The organism is Streptomyces hamibioticus, from assembly GCF_047946815.1.
Taxonomy (GTDB): domain Bacteria; phylum Actinomycetota; class Actinomycetes; order Streptomycetales; family Streptomycetaceae; genus Streptomyces.
Genome location: NZ_JBKKQY010000001.1, coordinates 6,252,696 through 6,267,964, shown reverse-complemented (window position 1 = coordinate 6,267,964; position 15,269 = coordinate 6,252,696). Strand labels below are relative to the sequence as shown.

The window sequence follows — 15,269 nt, the reverse complement described above, 5'->3', positions numbered from 1 at the left end:
CTCACGCCTCCTTGGTCTCGACGGGGCCGACGGCCGGGCGGGCGGGACGGCGGGTACGGCGCAACGGCGGTTTCGCACCCAGGCTCTTCGGGTCGAGACCGGACCACTTGTGGCCGCTGGCGAAGAACTTCCTGCGGGCCATCAGCGTCAGCAGCGGCTTCGTGAAGAGGAACACGACGACCACGTCGAGCAGCGTGGTCAGGCCGAGCGTGAAGGCGAAGCCCTGCACCTTGCCGACGGTGACCACGAAGAGCACCGCGGCGGCGAGGAACGACACGAAGTCGGAGACCAGGATGGTGCGCCGGGCGCGCGGCCAGGCCCGCTCGACGGCGGGGGCCAGCGAGCGGCCCTCGCGGATCTCGTCGCGGACGCGTTCGAAGTAGACGATGAACGAGTCCGCGGTGATGCCGATGGCGACGATGGCCCCGCACACGGCCGGCAGGTTCAGCGCGAAGCCGATGGCCGGTCCCAGCAGGGACATGATCGTGTACGTCAGGGCGGCCGAGACGAACAGCGAGATGATCGCGATGAAGGACAGACCGCGGTAGTAGGCCAGCAGGTAGATGATGACCAGGGCGAGGCCGATCGCACCGGCGATCAGTCCGGCCCTGAGCTGGTCACCGCCGAGGGCGGCGGTGACGGTGGTGACGCTGTCCTCCTTGAAGCTCAGCGGCAGCGCACCGTAGGACAGCATGTTGGCGAGGCTCTCGGCCTCCTGCTGCTGGAAACTGCCGGAGATCTCGGCCTGGCCGCCGGTGAGCGCCTGGCGGACGTACGGGCTGGAGACGACCTCGTTGTCGAGGACGATGGCGAACTGGTCCTGCGGGGACTGGTTCTGCGCCAGCTTGCCGGTGATCTTCGCGAACTTGTCGGCGCCCTTGTCCGTGAACTTCATCGTCACGGTCCAGCCGGCGCCGGACTGGGTGTTCAGGACGGCCTGGGCCTCGTCGATGTCCGTGCCGTCGACCTCGGCGGGGCCGAGCAGGTACTTCTGCCACTGCCCTGGCTCTGGCTCGCCGCAGGCCACCGTGGGCTCGCTCGGCTTGACGCCGGCTCCGGCCTCGGCACGGGCCTCGGCGTCGGTGCAGTCCAGCTTGGCGTACGCCTCCTGGAGCTTGGCGGTGTCGTCCTTGGCGCCGCCGGAGGCACTGCCGCTCGGGGACGGGGAGGCCTTGTCGGAGCCCGTGGCGGACGGGGTCGGGTCGGCCTTCAGGGCGTCACTGGCGGCGCGGCCCTGGGTGGTGGCGCTCGCCGACGGGTCGGCCGAGGCGGAGGCGGACGGGTCGGTCGCCTCGTCCTCGGCCTTGTCGGTGGCCTTGTCCGAGGCGCTGCCGGAGGGGGTCGGCGTGGGGCTGCCCGTCGTGGGGCCGCCGGAGAGTTCGGTGGCGAGGACCGGGCGGAAGTAGAGCTTCGCGGTGGTGCCGACCTGTTCCCGGGCTTCCTTGGAGTCGGTGCCCTTGGGGATGTTGACGATGATGTTCCGCTGGCCCTGCGTCTGGACCTCGGCCTCCTGGACGCCGAGGCCGTTGACCCGGCGCTCCATGATGGAGACCGCCGTGGCCATGTTGGTCGGGTTGATCGCGGACTCCTGACCGGGCTCCGCGACCGCCCGCAGGGTGATGCTGGTGCCGCCGGCCAGGTCGATGCCGAGACGCGGAGTGGTGTGTCCGGAGGCGAACATTCCCCCGGTGAGCGCCACAATGGCGATCAGGATCAGGGCCAGTGCGCGCCACGGCTTGCTCTGGGCGCCCGCGCCCCGCCCCTTTTTAGGTGCTGCCACCTTCTCGTACTCCCTCTCGGGCCGCCTCGTGCCGGGTCGGCGTGCCGGCGGCCATGACATGGTGTCGGGTTCCCGTGGGAGCCGCGCATGTCCGAGGGCGCGCGGGTACGGCCCGCGCGCCCCGGAGCACGGCTGCTACTTCGCCTCGGAGTCGCCGTCCGACTTCTTGGCCTGCTCGTCCTTGGCCGCATGGGTGGTCGCGGCGTCGGCGGTGGCCTCGTCGGCGTCCTTCTTGCCGAGGTCGACGGCCGGCTCGTCATCGGCGACGGCGGCGTCGGTCCCGGTGAGGGAGGAGGCGTCGTCCGGGACGACGTCCGTGTCGGCCTTCAGGTCGTGCTCGATGCCGTGGACGATGCGGTTGTACTCGTCGTCGGACAGGACGGCGCCGATCGAGTTCTTGGCGAAGAGCAGCTCGACGCCCGGGCCGGCGTCGAGGAGGACCGTGTCCTCGTTGACCTCCTTGACCGTGGCGTACATGCCCCCGATGGTGCGGACGCCGGAACCGGGCTGCATCTGGTTCCGCATCTCGACGGCCTGCTGCTGCTTCTTCTTCGCCGACCGGGTCATCAGGAACATGGCCCCGATGAGCACGATGAACGGGAGGAGGGTCACGAGACTCACGGGTCGGTACTTCCTTCACACGACCGCGATGGTGAGCGGCCTGATGGTTGGGGGTGTTGTGCGCCGCCGGCAAAGGCGGCATCGGCGGAGTCTAAGCGAGTCCGCGCGCATGGAACAACGCCCAGCATGGCACCGGAGTTCCTGCTCCGGCCAGTGTGCTCGCCGTGGCGGCGCCGTCACGCACCGAACAGGTCCTGTTGTCCCTTTCCCGCCGCCTGCGAGGAAGGCGGGGTCAGGCCGAGATGCGACCATGCGGCGGGCGTGGCGATCCGGCCGCGTGGGGTGCGGGCCAGCAGGCCCTCGCGGACCAGGAAGGGCTCGGCGACCTCCTCGACCGTCTCGCGCTCCTCCCCCACCGCGACGGCGAGCGTCGACAGGCCGACCGGTCCGCCGCCGAACAGCTTCAGCAGGGCCTGAAGGACCGCCCGGTCCAGCCGGTCCAGGCCGCGGGCGTCGACCTCGTACACCGCCAGGGCCGCCGCGGCGATCTCCTGCGTGATCACGCCGTCGGCCTTGACCTGGGCGTAGTCGCGGACGCGGCGCAGCAGGCGGTTGGCGATGCGGGGGGTGCCGCGGGAGCGGCCCGCGATCTCGGCGGCGCCGGCGGTGTCGATCTCGACCTCGAGGAGGCTCGCCGAGCGGTGCACGACGCGCTCCAGCTCGGCGGGCTCGTAGAACTCCATGTGCGCGGTGAAGCCGAAGCGGTCGCGCAGCGGGGGCGGCAGCAGGCCCGCGCGCGTGGTGGCGCCGACCAGGGTGAACGGCGGCAGTTCCAGCGGGATGGCGGTGGCTCCCGGGCCCTTGCCGACGATGACGTCGACGCGGAAGTCCTCCATCGCCATGTAGAGCATCTCCTCGGCGGGCCGGGACATGCGGTGGATCTCGTCGAGGAAGAGGACCTCGCCCTCCTGGAGGGAGGAGAGGATCGCGGCGAGGTCGCCGGCGTGCTGGATGGCGGGGCCGGAGGTGATGCGGATGGGAGCGTCCATCTCGGCCGCGATGATCATCGACAGGGTGGTCTTGCCGAGGCCGGGCGCGCCGGAGAGCAGCACGTGGTCGGCGGTGGCGCCACGCGCGCGTGCGGCGCGCAGGACGAGGTCGAGCTGCTCGCGGACCTTCTCCTGGCCGATGAACTCGCCCAGGTCCTTGGGGCGCAGCGCGGCCTCGACGGCCTGGTCCTCGCGGTCGGCGACAGGGCCCACCAGGCGCTCCCCGGCGTCGGTGTCGGTCGTGTCGTCCCAGTTCACTGAAAGTCTCCTAGCCGGCTATCGGGCGCGGTTGAGCGTCTGCAGGGCCGCCTTCAGCAGCTGCCCCACCTGGGGCGTGCCCTCGGCGGCCTCCGCCTGGGGGGTCACCGCGGCCACGGCCTCGTCGGCCTCTCTGGTGGCGTACCCGAGGCCGATCAGGGCCGCGTGCAGCTGGTCGCGCCAGCCGGTGCCGGCCGGCGCGCCGACGGCGGGGGCGCCGATCGGCTCGCCGAGGCGGTCCTTGAGCTCCAGCAGCAGCTTCTGGGCGCCCTTCTTGCCGATGCCCGGGACGGCCGTCAGCGCCTTCTCGTCGCCGGTCGAGACCGCTCTGCGCAGGGCGTCCGGGCTGTGCACGGCCAGCATCGCCTGGGCCAGGCGGGGGCCGACGCCGCTGGCGGTCTGGAGCAGCTCGAAGACCTGGCGCTCGTCGTCGTCCGCGAAGCCGTACAGGGTGAGGGAGTCCTCCCGGACCACGAGCGAGGTGGCGAGCCTGGCCGGCCGGCCGAGGCGGAGCGTGGACAGGGTGTTCGGCGTGCACTGGACGGCCATGCCGACGCCGCCGACCTCGACCACCGCGGCATCGGGGGCGAGGGCGGCGACCGTGCCGCTGACGAAGGCGATCATGACCTACGGCCTTTCGGTGCGGTGGGTGCTTTGGCTGCGTGCAGGGCGACGGCCTGCTGGAGGCGGTTGTGCGCGGGGGTCCGCCAGATGTGGCAGATGGCGAGGGCGAGGGCGTCGGCGGCGTCCGCGGGCCTGGGCGGTGTGTCCAGTCGCAGCAGGCGGGTGACCATGGCTCCGACCTGTGCCTTGTCGGCGCGTCCGCTGCCGGTGACGGCGGCCTTGACCTCGCTGGGCGTGTGCAGGGCGACGGGGATGCCGCGGCGGGCGGCGCACAGCAGGGCGACGGCGCCGGCCTGGGCGGTGCCCATGACCGTGCGGACGTTGTGCTGGCTGAAGACGCGCTCCACCGCGACGAACTCCGGCCGGTGCTCGTCCAGCCAATGCTCCAGGCCCCGCTCGACGGCGACGAGGCGCCGGCCCAGGTCGGCGTCGGCGGGGGTGCGGACGACACCGACGCCCAGCATGGTCAGCGGCCGTCCGGCGACGCCTTCCACGACCCCGACCCCGCAGCGGGTCAGTCCCGGGTCCACCCCCAGTACGCGCACGCGCCCCTCCCATCGATCACCTGTTTGTGCAGGCTATCGGGTAGCACTGACAAAGCGACGGGCCGACGGGGTGTGTCCCGTCGGCCCGTTGAGCCAGTGCGCGCGTTACGCTCCGACCTTCTCCATGACCTCGTCGCTGACGTCGAAGTTGGCGAAGACGTTCTGCACGTCGTCGCTGTCCTCCAGCGCGTCGATCAGCTTGAAGATCTTCTTGGCGCCCTCCTCGTCCAGCTCGACCTGCATGGTCGGGACGAAGTTGGCGTCCGCCGACTCGTAGTCGATGCCGGCGTCCTGCAGGGCGGTGCGGACCGCGACGAGGTCGGTGGCCTCGCTGAGGACCTCGAAGTTCTCACCGAGGTCGTTGACCTCCTCCGCGCCCGCGTCCAGGACGGCGGCGAGGACGTCGTCCTCGGACAGGTCGCCCTTGGGGACGATGACGACGCCCTTGCGGTTGAACAGGTACGACACCGAGCCCGGGTCGGCCATGGAGCCGCCGTTGCGGGTCATGGCCACGCGGACGTCGGAGGCGGCGCGGTTGCGGTTGTCGGTGAGGCACTCGATGAGCACCGCGACGCCGTTCGGGCCGTAGCCCTCGTACATGATCGTCTCGTAGTCGGCGCCGCCGGCCTCGAGGCCCGCGCCACGCTTGACGGCGGAGTCGATGTTCTTGTTGGGAACCGACTGCTTCTTGGCCTTCTGGATGGCGTCGTACAGCGTCGGGTTGCCGTCGGGGTCGGCGCCGCCCATCCGCGCCGCGACCTCGATGTTCTTGATCAGCTTCGCGAAGAGCTTGCCGCGCTTGGCATCGATGACGGCCTTCTTGTGCTTCGTCGTGGCCCATTTAGAGTGGCCGGACATCTGCCTGTCTCCTTCGCGTTACCCATCTCTGTACGAACTCCAGAATCCTACAAGGATCCCGCCGCCCGGTCGGCGCGCACCATGTCGACGAACAGGCGGTGCACGCGGTGGTCGCCCGTCAGCTCCGGGTGGAAGGACGTGGCCAGCGCCCTGCCCTGGCGGACGGCGACGATGTGGCCGTCGTGCTCGGCGAGCACCTCGGCCCCGGCCCCGACCGACTCCACCCAGGGCGCGCGGATGAAGACGCCCTCCACGGGGTCTCCCGCGATGCCCTCGACGCCGACCGCGGCCTCGAAGGACTCGTTCTGCCGGCCGAAGGCGTTGCGGCGCACGATCATGTCGATGCCGCCGATGGTCTCCTGGCCCGAGCGCGGGTCGAGGATCTTGTCGGCGAGCATGATCATGCCCGCACAGGTGCCGTAGACGGGCATGCCGTCCCGCACGCGCGCGCGGAGCGGCTCCATCAGGCCGAAGAGGACGGCCAGCTTGGAGATGGTGGTGGACTCGCCGCCCGGCAGGACCAGGCCGTCCACCTCGGCGAGTTCGTCGGGGCGCCGCACCGGCCTGGCCACGGCGTCGGCCGCGGCCAGGGCGACGAGGTGCTCCCGTACGTCGCCCTGGAGGGCCAGGACGCCGATGACAGGGGCTTCGTTCGGCATAGGAGTGTTACCAGCCGCGGTTGGCGTAGCGCTCGGTCTCGGGGAGGGTGTCGCAGTTGATGCCGACCATGGCCTCGCCGAGGTTGCGGGACGCGTCCGCGATGATCTTCGGGTCGTCGTAGAACGTGGTGGCCTTGACGATGGCGGCGGCGCGCTTGGCCGGGTCGCCGGACTTGAAGATGCCGGAGCCGACGAAGACGCCCTCGGCGCCGAGCTGGCGCATCAGGGCGGCGTCGGCCGGGGTGGCGACGCCACCGGCGGAGAACAGCACCACCGGGAGCTTGCCCAGTTCGGCGACCTCCTTGACCAGCTCGTACGGGGCCCGCAGCTCCTTGGCGGCGGCGTACAGCTCGTGGTTGTCGAAGCCGCGCAGCTTGGCGATCTCGTTCTTGATCTGGCGCAGGTGGCGGACGGCCTCGACGACGTTGCCGGTGCCGGCCTCGCCCTTGGAGCGGATCATGGCCGCGCCCTCGGCGATGCGGCGCAGGGCCTCGCCGAGGTTGGTGGCACCGCAGACGAAGGGGGTGGTGAAGGCCCACTTGTCGGAGTGGTTGACCTCGTCGGCCGGGGTGAGCACCTCGGACTCGTCGATGTAGTCGACGCCGAGGGACTGCAGGACCTGGGCTTCGACGAAGTGACCGATGCGGGACTTGGCCATCACCGGGATGGAGACCGCCTCGATGATGCCCTCGATCATGTCCGGGTCGGACATGCGGGCCACACCGCCGTCCTTGCGGATGTCGGCGGGGACGCGCTCGAGGGCCATGACCGCGACGGCGCCCGCGTCCTCGGCGATCTTGGCCTGCTCCGGCGTGACGACGTCCATGATCACGCCACCCTTGAGCTGCTCGGCCATACCGCGCTTCACGCGCGCGGTGCCGGTCTCGGGGGCCTGGTTTTCGGAGAGCGTGCTGGACACGGGTACCTCGCTGAAGAGAAAGAGGGTTTCTGCAGCACCGAGGAAACGTGAAGGGTGCAGGCCACAGCAAGGGCCAATGGGAAGCCGGTGGATTGTTTTCCGGCTGAGGGCGGCTAGGCCGAGCGGTCCGTCAGTGCCGTCGGTGGCTCGTCATCCATCTCGAAGGCCAGTGGGAAGGGGGCGTGCCCGGCCAGCCGGAACCAGCGGACCTTGCGGTGCTCGCGCAGCCTGCGGGCGGCGCCGACGGCGTCGTTGTGGAAGCGCCGGGCCATCGGGACGCGCCGCACGGCCTCGGTCAGCTCGTGGGCCGCCTCCTCCCCGCCGGGCTCCTCGCGGAGCACGTCGACCTGCTGCGGCTCGGCGAACACCGCGCGCAGGGCCTGGCTCAGCTCGCTCTCGGCGACCTCGCGCTGCTCCTCCTCGGCCTGCCGGGCGGCGTGCGCGGCCTCGTACAGCACGATCGAGGCGGCCGGATCGAGGACTCCCGAGGTGGCCAGTTCCTGGGCCACGGAGGCCCGGCGCAGCAGCTGTGCGTCGAGGGCGGCCCGGGCGGCGTCGATCCGGGCGTGCAGGCGGTCCAGCCGTCCGGCGGTCCAGCTCAGGTACAGGCCGATCGCCACGAGGACGACCAGGATCCAGATCAGGGTTGCGGTCACGGGCGGTCAATCTACCGGGGGTGGGTCCGCCGGGTTTCCCGTGGTGAACGTCGCCGGGGGCTGCCGCCCCCGGACCCGCGCTGCTGCCCGGACGGCCGTGTCCTCGGAAGCCGGACGGGCTGCTTCGCGGAGGTCCGCTCAGGAGCGCCCGCCACCTCAGTCCCGCGCCAGCCCGAGCCTCGCCCGCAGCCCCGTCGCCCGGTCGTCCGTCGCCACGGCCGCCGCGCCGGCCGTCACCGTCTCGTAGACGGAGAGGATGTCGGCTCCCACCGTCGACCAGTCGAACCGCCGCACGTGGGCGCTCCCCCGTGCCCGCAGTTCCTCCCGTCGCACCGGGTCCGCCAGCAGCCGTACGGCCGCCGCCGCCAGGGCGTCCGCGTCCTCGTTGGGGAACAGCTCCCCGGCCCCGCCCTGGTCCAGGACCTGGGCGAAGGCGTCCAGGTCCGAGGCGAGGACGGGGGCGCCCGCCGACATGGCCTCGACCAGGATGATGCCGAAGCTCTCGCCACCGGTGTTGGGGGCCACGTACAGATCGACGCTGCGCAGCAGGCGGGCCTTGTCCTCGTCGCTGATCATCCCGAGGAACTCGACCCGGGAGCGCAGTTCCGCCGGCAGGCTCGCCACGGCCTCCTCCTCGTCGCCCCGCCCGGCGACCAGCAGCCGGGTCTTCGGGCGGGCGGCGAGGATCTTCGGCAGGGCCCGCATCAGCACCGGCAGGCCCTTGCGGGGCTCGTCGATGCGACCGATGAACCCGATGGTCTCGCCCTGCCACTCGGGCCTGGGACCGGCCCCGGCGAAGAAATCGACGTCGACGCCGTTGGGGATGACGACCGCGTCACCGCCGAGGTGTTCGACGAGCGTGCGGCGGGCGTACTCGCTCACGGCGATGCGCGCGCTGATCTTCTCCAGGGCCGCCTGGAGGATGGCGTACGCGGCGATCATCGCGCGGGAGCGCGGGTTGGACGTGTGGAAGGTGGCCACGATCGGGCCCTGCGCCGCCCAGCAGGTCAGCAGGCCCAGCGACGGCGAGGTCGGCTCGTGGATGTGGATCACGTCGAACGCGCCGTCGTGCAGCCAGCGCCGCACCCGGGCCGCCGACAGGAAGCCGAAGTTCAGCCGGGCCACCGAGCCGTTGTACGGCACCGGCACCGCGCGGCCGGCGGAGACGACGTACGGCGGCAGCGGGGTGTCGTCGTCGGCGGGCGCGAGGACGGACACCTCGTGCCCGAGCCGGATGAAGTACTCGGCCAGGTCACGGATGTGGAACTGGACGCCACCCGGTACGTCCCAGGAGTACGGGCAGACGATGCCGATCCTCACAGGCTCCCCTTCCCGGAGTCCGAGGGAGCCGTCGCGGGGTCCAGGTCCTTCAGCCACAGGCGCTGCAGCATGTGCCAGTCCTCCGGGTGCTCGGCGATCCCCGTGGCGAAGGCGTCGGCCAGCGCCTGTGCCATGACGGACGTCTTCTCCGCGCGCGTGCCCGACCCGGGCACCTCGACCGGCGGATGGACCCGGCCCCGCATGACGGGCGAGTCGTCGTACCAGAGGGTGGCCGGCAGGAGCAGGGCGCCGGTCTGCTGGGCGAGCAGGGCGGGCCCCGCGGGCATCCGGGCCGCCTCGCCGAAGAACTCGACCTCCACGCCGGAGGCCGACAGGTCGCGGTCGGCGACCAGGCAGACCAGGCCGCCGCCGCGCAGCCGCCGGGCCAGCGTGCCGAAGGCGGCACCGCCGGCGGTGTGCGGCAGGACCTCCATGCCGAGGCCTTCGCGGTAGGCGACGAATCGGTCGTAGAGCGTCTCCGGCTTCAGGCGCTCGGCGACCGTCGTGAACGGGATGCCCAGCCGGGTCGTGACCCAGGCGCCAGCCAGGTCCCAGTTGGCCAGGTGGGGAAGGGCCAGTATCACGCCCTTGCCCGCGGCCATGCCCTCGGTCAGGAGGTGCAGGTCCTTCACGTCGACCCCCGCCCTGATGCGCTCGGGGCTCCAGGCGGGCAGCCGGAAGGACTCCATCCAGTAGCGCAGGTACGAGCGCATGCCCGCGCGCGAGAGCTCGGCGAGCCGCTCCGGGCTCGCGCCGGGCACCACGCGCGCGTAGTTGCTCTCCAGGCGCCGTACCGCCGCGCCCCGCCGCTTCCAGGTGACGTCCGCGATGGTCCGGCCGAGCCGGACGGCGACCGGCTCGGGGAGTTTCCTCACCGTGCTCCAGCCGACGCCGTACAGCGCGTCGGTCAGCCGCTCCTGGGCGCTCACTTCGCGGCCTCGCTCCCCTGCGTCTCCTGCCCGTCCGCGGCCTCCGCCTCGGCGGACTCCCGGCGGACCGTGACGACCCGCTGGATCAGCGTGACCAGGCTTCCGACGGCCACGATCCACAGCGCCACCGGCAGCAGGTACTGGATCCCGGGCACCCCGAACGCGTGCAGGCCCGCGAGTCCGGCCGCCACCAGCGAGATCACCAGGCGCTCGGCGCGTTCGACCAGCCCGTTGACGGCGACCGGCAGACCGATCGACTCGCCGCGCGCCTTGGTGTAGGACACCACCTGGCCGCTGGCCAGGCAGAAGATCGAGACCGCGCACAGGACGTTGTCGTTCCCGCCGCCCGCGTACCACAGGGCGAAGCCGCCGAAGATCGCGCCGTCGGCGACCCGGTCCAGTGTGGAGTCCAGAAAGGCGCCCCAGCGGCTGGAGCGGCCGAGCTGGCGGGCCATGTTGCCGTCGACGAGGTCGGAGAACACGAACAGCGTGATCACGACCGTGCCCCAGAAGAACTCGCCCATGGGGTAGAAGACCAGGGCTCCCGCCACCACACCGGCGGTGCCGATCAGCGTGACCGTGTCCGGGCTCACTCCCCGGCGGATGAGAAACGCGGCGAACGGTGTGAGGACACGCGTGAAGAATGCACGCGCGTACTTGTTCAGCATGGCCTTCCCGACGGTCGGTGTCGCCGCGGCCCCTGGTGGCCGTCGGCTGGCCCATCGTAGTCACGCGCGCGCCTGGCCGACGGCCGGGACCCGAGGCCCGTCCGGGAGCCCGGCGGGCGGCGGGACCGGGTCGCTCGTATGGACGCGGCGTGACGGGAGTGGAAAGCTCGAAGAACCGCGGGCGTCGCCGGAGCCGCCCAGCCGGGGGTGCCCCCTCTGGGGGTGTCTCCCGCGTGTCCGCGCCCACAGGACCTCACCCGTGCACGGGAGGCAAGGTTATGGGCGACAAGGCGCACACACACCCCGGAGCCGCCGGCAGGGCACAGGCGGCCGACCATCCCACGTCCGTACGGAATGTGGTGCTGGTCGGCCACTCCGGATCGGGCAAGACCACGTTGGTGGAGGCTCTCGCCCTGACGGCGGGAGCGGTGAACCGGGCGGGCCGCGTCGAGGACGGCGGCTGTGTCTCGGACTACGACGAGATCGAGCACCGGCAGCAACGCTCCGTACAGCTCTCCCTGGTGCCCGTCGAGTGGGACGGCATCAAGGTCAACCTCCTCGACACCCCCGGATACGCCGACTTCGTCGGTGAGCTCAGGGCCGGTCTGCGGGCCGCGGACGCGGCCCTCTTCGTCGTCTCGGCCTCCGACGGAGTGGACGGCTCCACGCGCATGGTGTGGGAGGAGTGCGCGGCCGTCGGCATGCCCCGGGCCATCGTCATCACGCACCTGGAGTCCGCGCGGGGGGACTTCGAGGAGATGACGCGGATGTGCGCGGAGGCCTTCGGCGCCGACGACCCCGACGCCGTGCTCCCGCTGTACCTGCCGCTGCGCGGCCCGCAGGCACCCGACGGGCACGCGCCCGTGACGGGTCTGATCGGCCTGCTGTCGCAGAAGCTGTTCGACTACTCGACCGGCGAGCGCAAGGAGTCCGAGCCGGTCGAGGACCAGCTGCCGCTGATCGAGGAGGCCCGCAACCGGCTGATCGAGGGGATCATCGCCGAGAGCGAGGACGAGACCCTCATGGACCGCTACCTCGGCGGCGAGCCGGTCGACGTCAAGACGCTGGTCCAGGACCTGGAGCGGGCCGTCGCGCGCGGGGTGTTCTTCCCCGTGCTGGCCGCCGCCCCGGCGGCCCAGGGCGCCCGGCAGGGGCTCGGCACGGTCGAGCTGCTGGAGCTGATCACCGGCGGCTTCCCGACGCCGCTGGAGGGCGAGGCGCCACGGGTGACCACCCCCGACGGCGCCCCGCGCGAGATACCGGTGTGCGATCCCGGCGGGCCGCTGGTCGCCGAGGTGGTGAAGACCTCCTCCGACCCCTACGTAGGCCGGATCTCGCTGATCCGGGTGTTCTCCGGGACCCTGCGCGCCGACCAGACGGTGCACGTCTCCGGGCACGGTCTGGCCGACCGCGGTCACGAGGACCACGACGTCGACGAGCGGATCGGCGCCCTGTCGACGCCGTTCGGCAAGCAGCAGCGCCCGGTCGGCCACGTCATCGCGGGTGATCTGGCCTGCGTGGCGAAACTGGCCCGCGCGGAGACCGGCGACACGATCTCCGCCAAGGACGACCCGCTGCTGATGGAGCCGTGGGAGATGCCCGACCCGCTGCTGCCGCTCGCCATCCAGGCGCACAGCAAGGCGGACGAGGACAAGCTCTCCCAGGGCCTCGCCCGACTGGTCGCCGAGGACCCGACGATGCGGCTGGAGCAGAACCAGGACACCCACCAGGTGGTCCTGTGGTGCCTGGGCGAGGCCCACGCCGACGTCGCCCTGGAGCGGCTGCGCAACCGGTACGGCGTCCAGGTGGACGTCGTACCGCACAAGGTGGCCCTTCGGGAGACGTTCGGCGGCAGGGCGGCGGGGCGCGGGCGGCACGTGAAGCAGTCCGGCGGGCACGGCCAGTACGCCATCTGCGAGATCGAGGTGGAGCCGCTGCCCGGCGGCTCGGGCATCGAGTTCGTGGACAAGGTGGTCGGCGGCGCGGTGCCCCGGCAGTTCATCCCGTCGGTCGAGAAGGGCGTGCGGGCGCAGGCCGCCAAGGGCGTGGCCGCGGGCCATCCCCTGATCGACGTGCGGGTCACGCTGCTGGACGGCAAGGCGCACTCGGTGGACTCCTCCGACGCCGCCTTCCAGACGGCCGGCGCGCTGGCGCTGCGGGAGGCCGCGGCCGACGCGAAGATCCATCTGCTGGAGCCGGTGGCCGAGGTGAGCGTCCTGGTCGGTGACGACTTCGTGGGCGCCGTGATGAGCGACCTGTCCGGCCGGCGCGGCCGGGTGCTCGGCACCGAGCAGACCGCCGGCGGGCGCACCCTGATCCGGGCCGAGGTACCGGAGATCGAGATCGGCCGGTACGCGGTGGATCTGCGCTCCCTGTCCCACGGCACCGCGCGCTTCAGCCGCCGGTACGCGCGGCACGAGCCGATGCCGCCGCAGATCGCGGAACGGGTCCGCGAAGAGGCGCACGCCGGCGCGTAGTCGCTGTACAGCGCGGCTCGCACGGCGCGTTCACCGGGCGTCGGTGGGCGGCTTCGGCCGTCCGCCGACGTATGCCGGCGCCTGCGGATACGCTGATGACCTGATCAACAGGTGTGCGGAGCGGGCAAGTCGGGAAGGCCGCATGAGCGAGAGCGGCTGCGATCGGGGGCGGGAATGACCGTGGGCAACGGTTACGCGGACTTCTTCGGACCACAGGTGCCGCGGACGGGAGACACCAGCCAGACGGCGACCTTCGCGCTGGCCTCGGCGGCCTACCGGGACAACCCGGTCGCGGACATCAAGAACGCCGACAACGAATGGCACCGGACGACCGTCAACCCCGGCCGGTCGTGGGCCACGATCTTCCGCCCCAACCTCGGCGAGGCGTTCTCCCGCGCGGTGATCGACCGGATGCTGGGCGAGGACCGCAAGCCGCTCATCCAGTCCTTCGGCACCGAGCCCCAGGTGGTCGTCGAGCACTGCCTGGCCGCCCACCGCATCCGCAAGGAGCGGGACAGCCGGCTGACCGCCGTGATGGCGGTGTGCGGTCTGCTGTTCCTGCCGGGCATGCTGCTCTGGCTGCTCGCCTTCCAGATCCGCACCACGGTCTCCAAGACGGACAACAAGCAGGCCGGCGCCCTCGCCACCGCCGTGCTCGTGGCGGTCGGCGCGCTCGCGGTGCTCTTCCTGCTGAAGATGCCCTTCGGCGGCTTCTGGGGCTGGTACGCGCGCGCGGCGGTCGTGGCGCCGGTGATCGGCTGGTTCGTGGCCAAGCGGATCTGCGAGCACACGGCCAGGGACATGCGTGAGCGGTGGGACGGCCTGCTCTCGGGGAGCAGCGTCGGCGCCAAGGTGCCCGAGGCGGTGCCGAGCAACCCCAACGAGACGGCGGCCGAGAAGCTGCGCCAGTCCCTGGCCAGACTCGGCGCCGAGCAGCAGTCCAACTCGGTCTTCTACGCCGGTCCCAAGGGCATACTCGGCATGGGCACCCGCTGGGGCAGCTGGCAGCTCGCCGAGGACCTGGTGCCCGCCGACCCCGACCGGGAGATCCACCCGTTCCGCAGCTGGGACGTCATCCGGTCCATCCACGACCAGCTGGCGCTGCTGGAGCGCGGCCCGCTGCACACCGGGGGTTTCCCCAAGCCGTCCGTCCGGCACTGGATCGTCACACCGGTCGGCGAGAACGCCAAGGCGGTGTCCCGGCCGGAGGGCACGGACGTCGAGGCCTACCAGGTCAAGCCGCACGCGATACAGGAGATCTGCAACAAGCAGCAGTTCGGCGCGGGTGACCGGCACTACCTGGGCGTGCAGTGGACGCTGTGGGACGGGCAGCTGGTCATCACCATGCTGATCACGGTGACGGTGCTGCACTCCACGCTGCGGATCGAGGTCACCGGGCACGCGCTGGGGCCGGTGAACCCGCTGTTCATGGGCAAGCCGGAGGCACCGTCGAAGGAGGTCGCGAAGTCCTTCAAGCCGTGGGAGACACGGAAGGTGATGCTGCCGCTGGTCAACACCAACGAGGTGGTACGGCTGGCCGTGCGGGCGCCGCTGACCTATTATCCGCCGCTGCTGAACTGGCTCGGCGGCACCATCACGCTGCCCGAGCCGTTCGGACTGCGGCACGCCTGGGCCGACCAGCCGTGGCGGCACCGGTTCATGGCCGACGACGCCTTGCGGGCGGCCACACCGGTGCTGCGGGTGGTGCACTCGGCGGCGATGCGGGTGCTGGAGGAGAACGGCGCGGACACCGAGAAGTTCGGGGCGAGGTCGGCGGTGCTCAGCGGGCTGGTACAGGATCCGGCGCCGAAGAAGGCCGACCTGTACGACGCGTAGGGCGCCGGCGGCCGAACGGTGGGGCGGCGTCCCGCGCGCCGGGGGCTGCGGCCCCCGGCCCCCGCCGGCCCGCACGGCCTCGTTCTCAGGCGCCGGACGGGCGGGCGGCCGGTGCAGGCGCCCGGCACCG

The 15,269-nt window shown here is 71.8% G+C and carries 14 protein-coding genes; 2 read left to right on the top strand and 12 right to left on the bottom strand.

Annotated elements, in window-relative coordinates:
- Nucleotide 1: 1 nt before the first annotated feature.
- From secD to pgsA, 12 genes are all read right to left on the bottom strand, one after another.
- The gene (gene secD / locus ACLGIH_RS28485) at nucleotides 2-1,780 is read right to left on the bottom strand and encodes a protein translocase subunit SecD (RefSeq protein ID WP_416528140.1); all 1,779 of its coding nucleotides are present in this window, start codon (nucleotides 1,778-1,780) and stop codon (nucleotides 2-4) included.
- 135 nt (nucleotides 1,781-1,915) lie between these two features.
- Nucleotides 1,916-2,401: a preprotein translocase subunit YajC gene (gene yajC / locus ACLGIH_RS28480; protein WP_416528139.1), complete on the bottom strand. Its 486-nt coding sequence runs from the start codon at nucleotides 2,399-2,401 to the stop codon at nucleotides 1,916-1,918.
- 176 nt (nucleotides 2,402-2,577) lie between these two features.
- On the bottom strand, nucleotides 2,578-3,648 hold the full coding sequence (ruvB, locus tag ACLGIH_RS28475; RefSeq protein WP_416528138.1) for a Holliday junction branch migration DNA helicase RuvB: 1,071 nt from the start codon (nucleotides 3,646-3,648) through the stop codon (nucleotides 2,578-2,580).
- An 18-nt stretch (nucleotides 3,649-3,666) separates the two neighbouring features.
- Nucleotides 3,667-4,272 carry a Holliday junction branch migration protein RuvA gene (gene ruvA, locus ACLGIH_RS28470; RefSeq protein WP_416528137.1) on the bottom strand — a complete coding sequence of 202 codons (606 nt, stop codon included), beginning with the start codon at nucleotides 4,270-4,272 and terminating at the stop codon, nucleotides 3,667-3,669.
- A complete protein-coding gene (ruvC, locus tag ACLGIH_RS28465; protein WP_416528136.1) occupies nucleotides 4,269-4,817 on the bottom strand; it encodes a crossover junction endodeoxyribonuclease RuvC in 549 nt (182 codons plus the stop codon). Before ruvC ends, ruvA begins: the two co-directional genes overlap by 4 nt.
- A 105-nt stretch (nucleotides 4,818-4,922) precedes the next feature.
- Nucleotides 4,923-5,675 (bottom strand): YebC/PmpR family DNA-binding transcriptional regulator, encoded by a 753-nt coding sequence (locus ACLGIH_RS28460; RefSeq protein ID WP_416528135.1) that lies wholly within the window; start codon nucleotides 5,673-5,675, stop codon nucleotides 4,923-4,925.
- 47 nt (nucleotides 5,676-5,722) lie between these two features.
- Nucleotides 5,723-6,334 (bottom strand): pyridoxal 5'-phosphate synthase glutaminase subunit PdxT, encoded by a 612-nt coding sequence (gene pdxT, locus ACLGIH_RS28455; RefSeq protein WP_416528134.1) that lies wholly within the window; start codon nucleotides 6,332-6,334, stop codon nucleotides 5,723-5,725.
- Between the two features lie 7 nt (nucleotides 6,335-6,341).
- On the bottom strand, nucleotides 6,342-7,253 hold the full coding sequence (gene pdxS / locus ACLGIH_RS28450; protein WP_416528133.1) for a pyridoxal 5'-phosphate synthase lyase subunit PdxS: 912 nt from the start codon (nucleotides 7,251-7,253) through the stop codon (nucleotides 6,342-6,344).
- 113 nt (nucleotides 7,254-7,366) lie between these two features.
- The gene (locus tag ACLGIH_RS28445; RefSeq protein WP_416528132.1) at nucleotides 7,367-7,909 is read right to left on the bottom strand and encodes a LemA family protein; all 543 of its coding nucleotides are present in this window, start codon (nucleotides 7,907-7,909) and stop codon (nucleotides 7,367-7,369) included.
- 156 nt (nucleotides 7,910-8,065) lie between these two features.
- Nucleotides 8,066-9,229 carry a glycosyltransferase family 4 protein gene (locus ACLGIH_RS28440; protein WP_416528131.1) on the bottom strand — a complete coding sequence of 388 codons (1,164 nt, stop codon included), beginning with the start codon at nucleotides 9,227-9,229 and terminating at the stop codon, nucleotides 8,066-8,068.
- The gene (locus ACLGIH_RS28435) at nucleotides 9,226-10,158 is read right to left on the bottom strand and encodes a phosphatidylinositol mannoside acyltransferase (RefSeq protein WP_416528130.1); all 933 of its coding nucleotides are present in this window, start codon (nucleotides 10,156-10,158) and stop codon (nucleotides 9,226-9,228) included. The genes ACLGIH_RS28440 and ACLGIH_RS28435 overlap by 4 nt, the downstream gene beginning before the upstream one ends.
- Nucleotides 10,155-10,826, bottom strand: coding sequence for a phosphatidylinositol phosphate synthase (gene pgsA, locus ACLGIH_RS28430; protein WP_416528129.1), 672 nt, complete (start codon nucleotides 10,824-10,826; stop codon nucleotides 10,155-10,157). Before pgsA ends, ACLGIH_RS28435 begins: the two co-directional genes overlap by 4 nt.
- Nucleotides 10,827-11,104: 278 nt before the next feature.
- Between pgsA and ACLGIH_RS28425 the strand changes: the two genes are divergently transcribed.
- A complete protein-coding gene (locus tag ACLGIH_RS28425) occupies nucleotides 11,105-13,303 on the top strand; it encodes an elongation factor G-like protein EF-G2 (protein ID WP_416528128.1) in 2,199 nt (732 codons plus the stop codon).
- 174 nt (nucleotides 13,304-13,477) lie between these two features.
- Entirely contained in the window at nucleotides 13,478-15,139 is a 1,662-nt protein-coding gene (locus ACLGIH_RS28420) for a hypothetical protein (protein ID WP_416528127.1), read from the top strand.
- Nucleotides 15,140-15,269 lie beyond the last annotated feature (130 nt).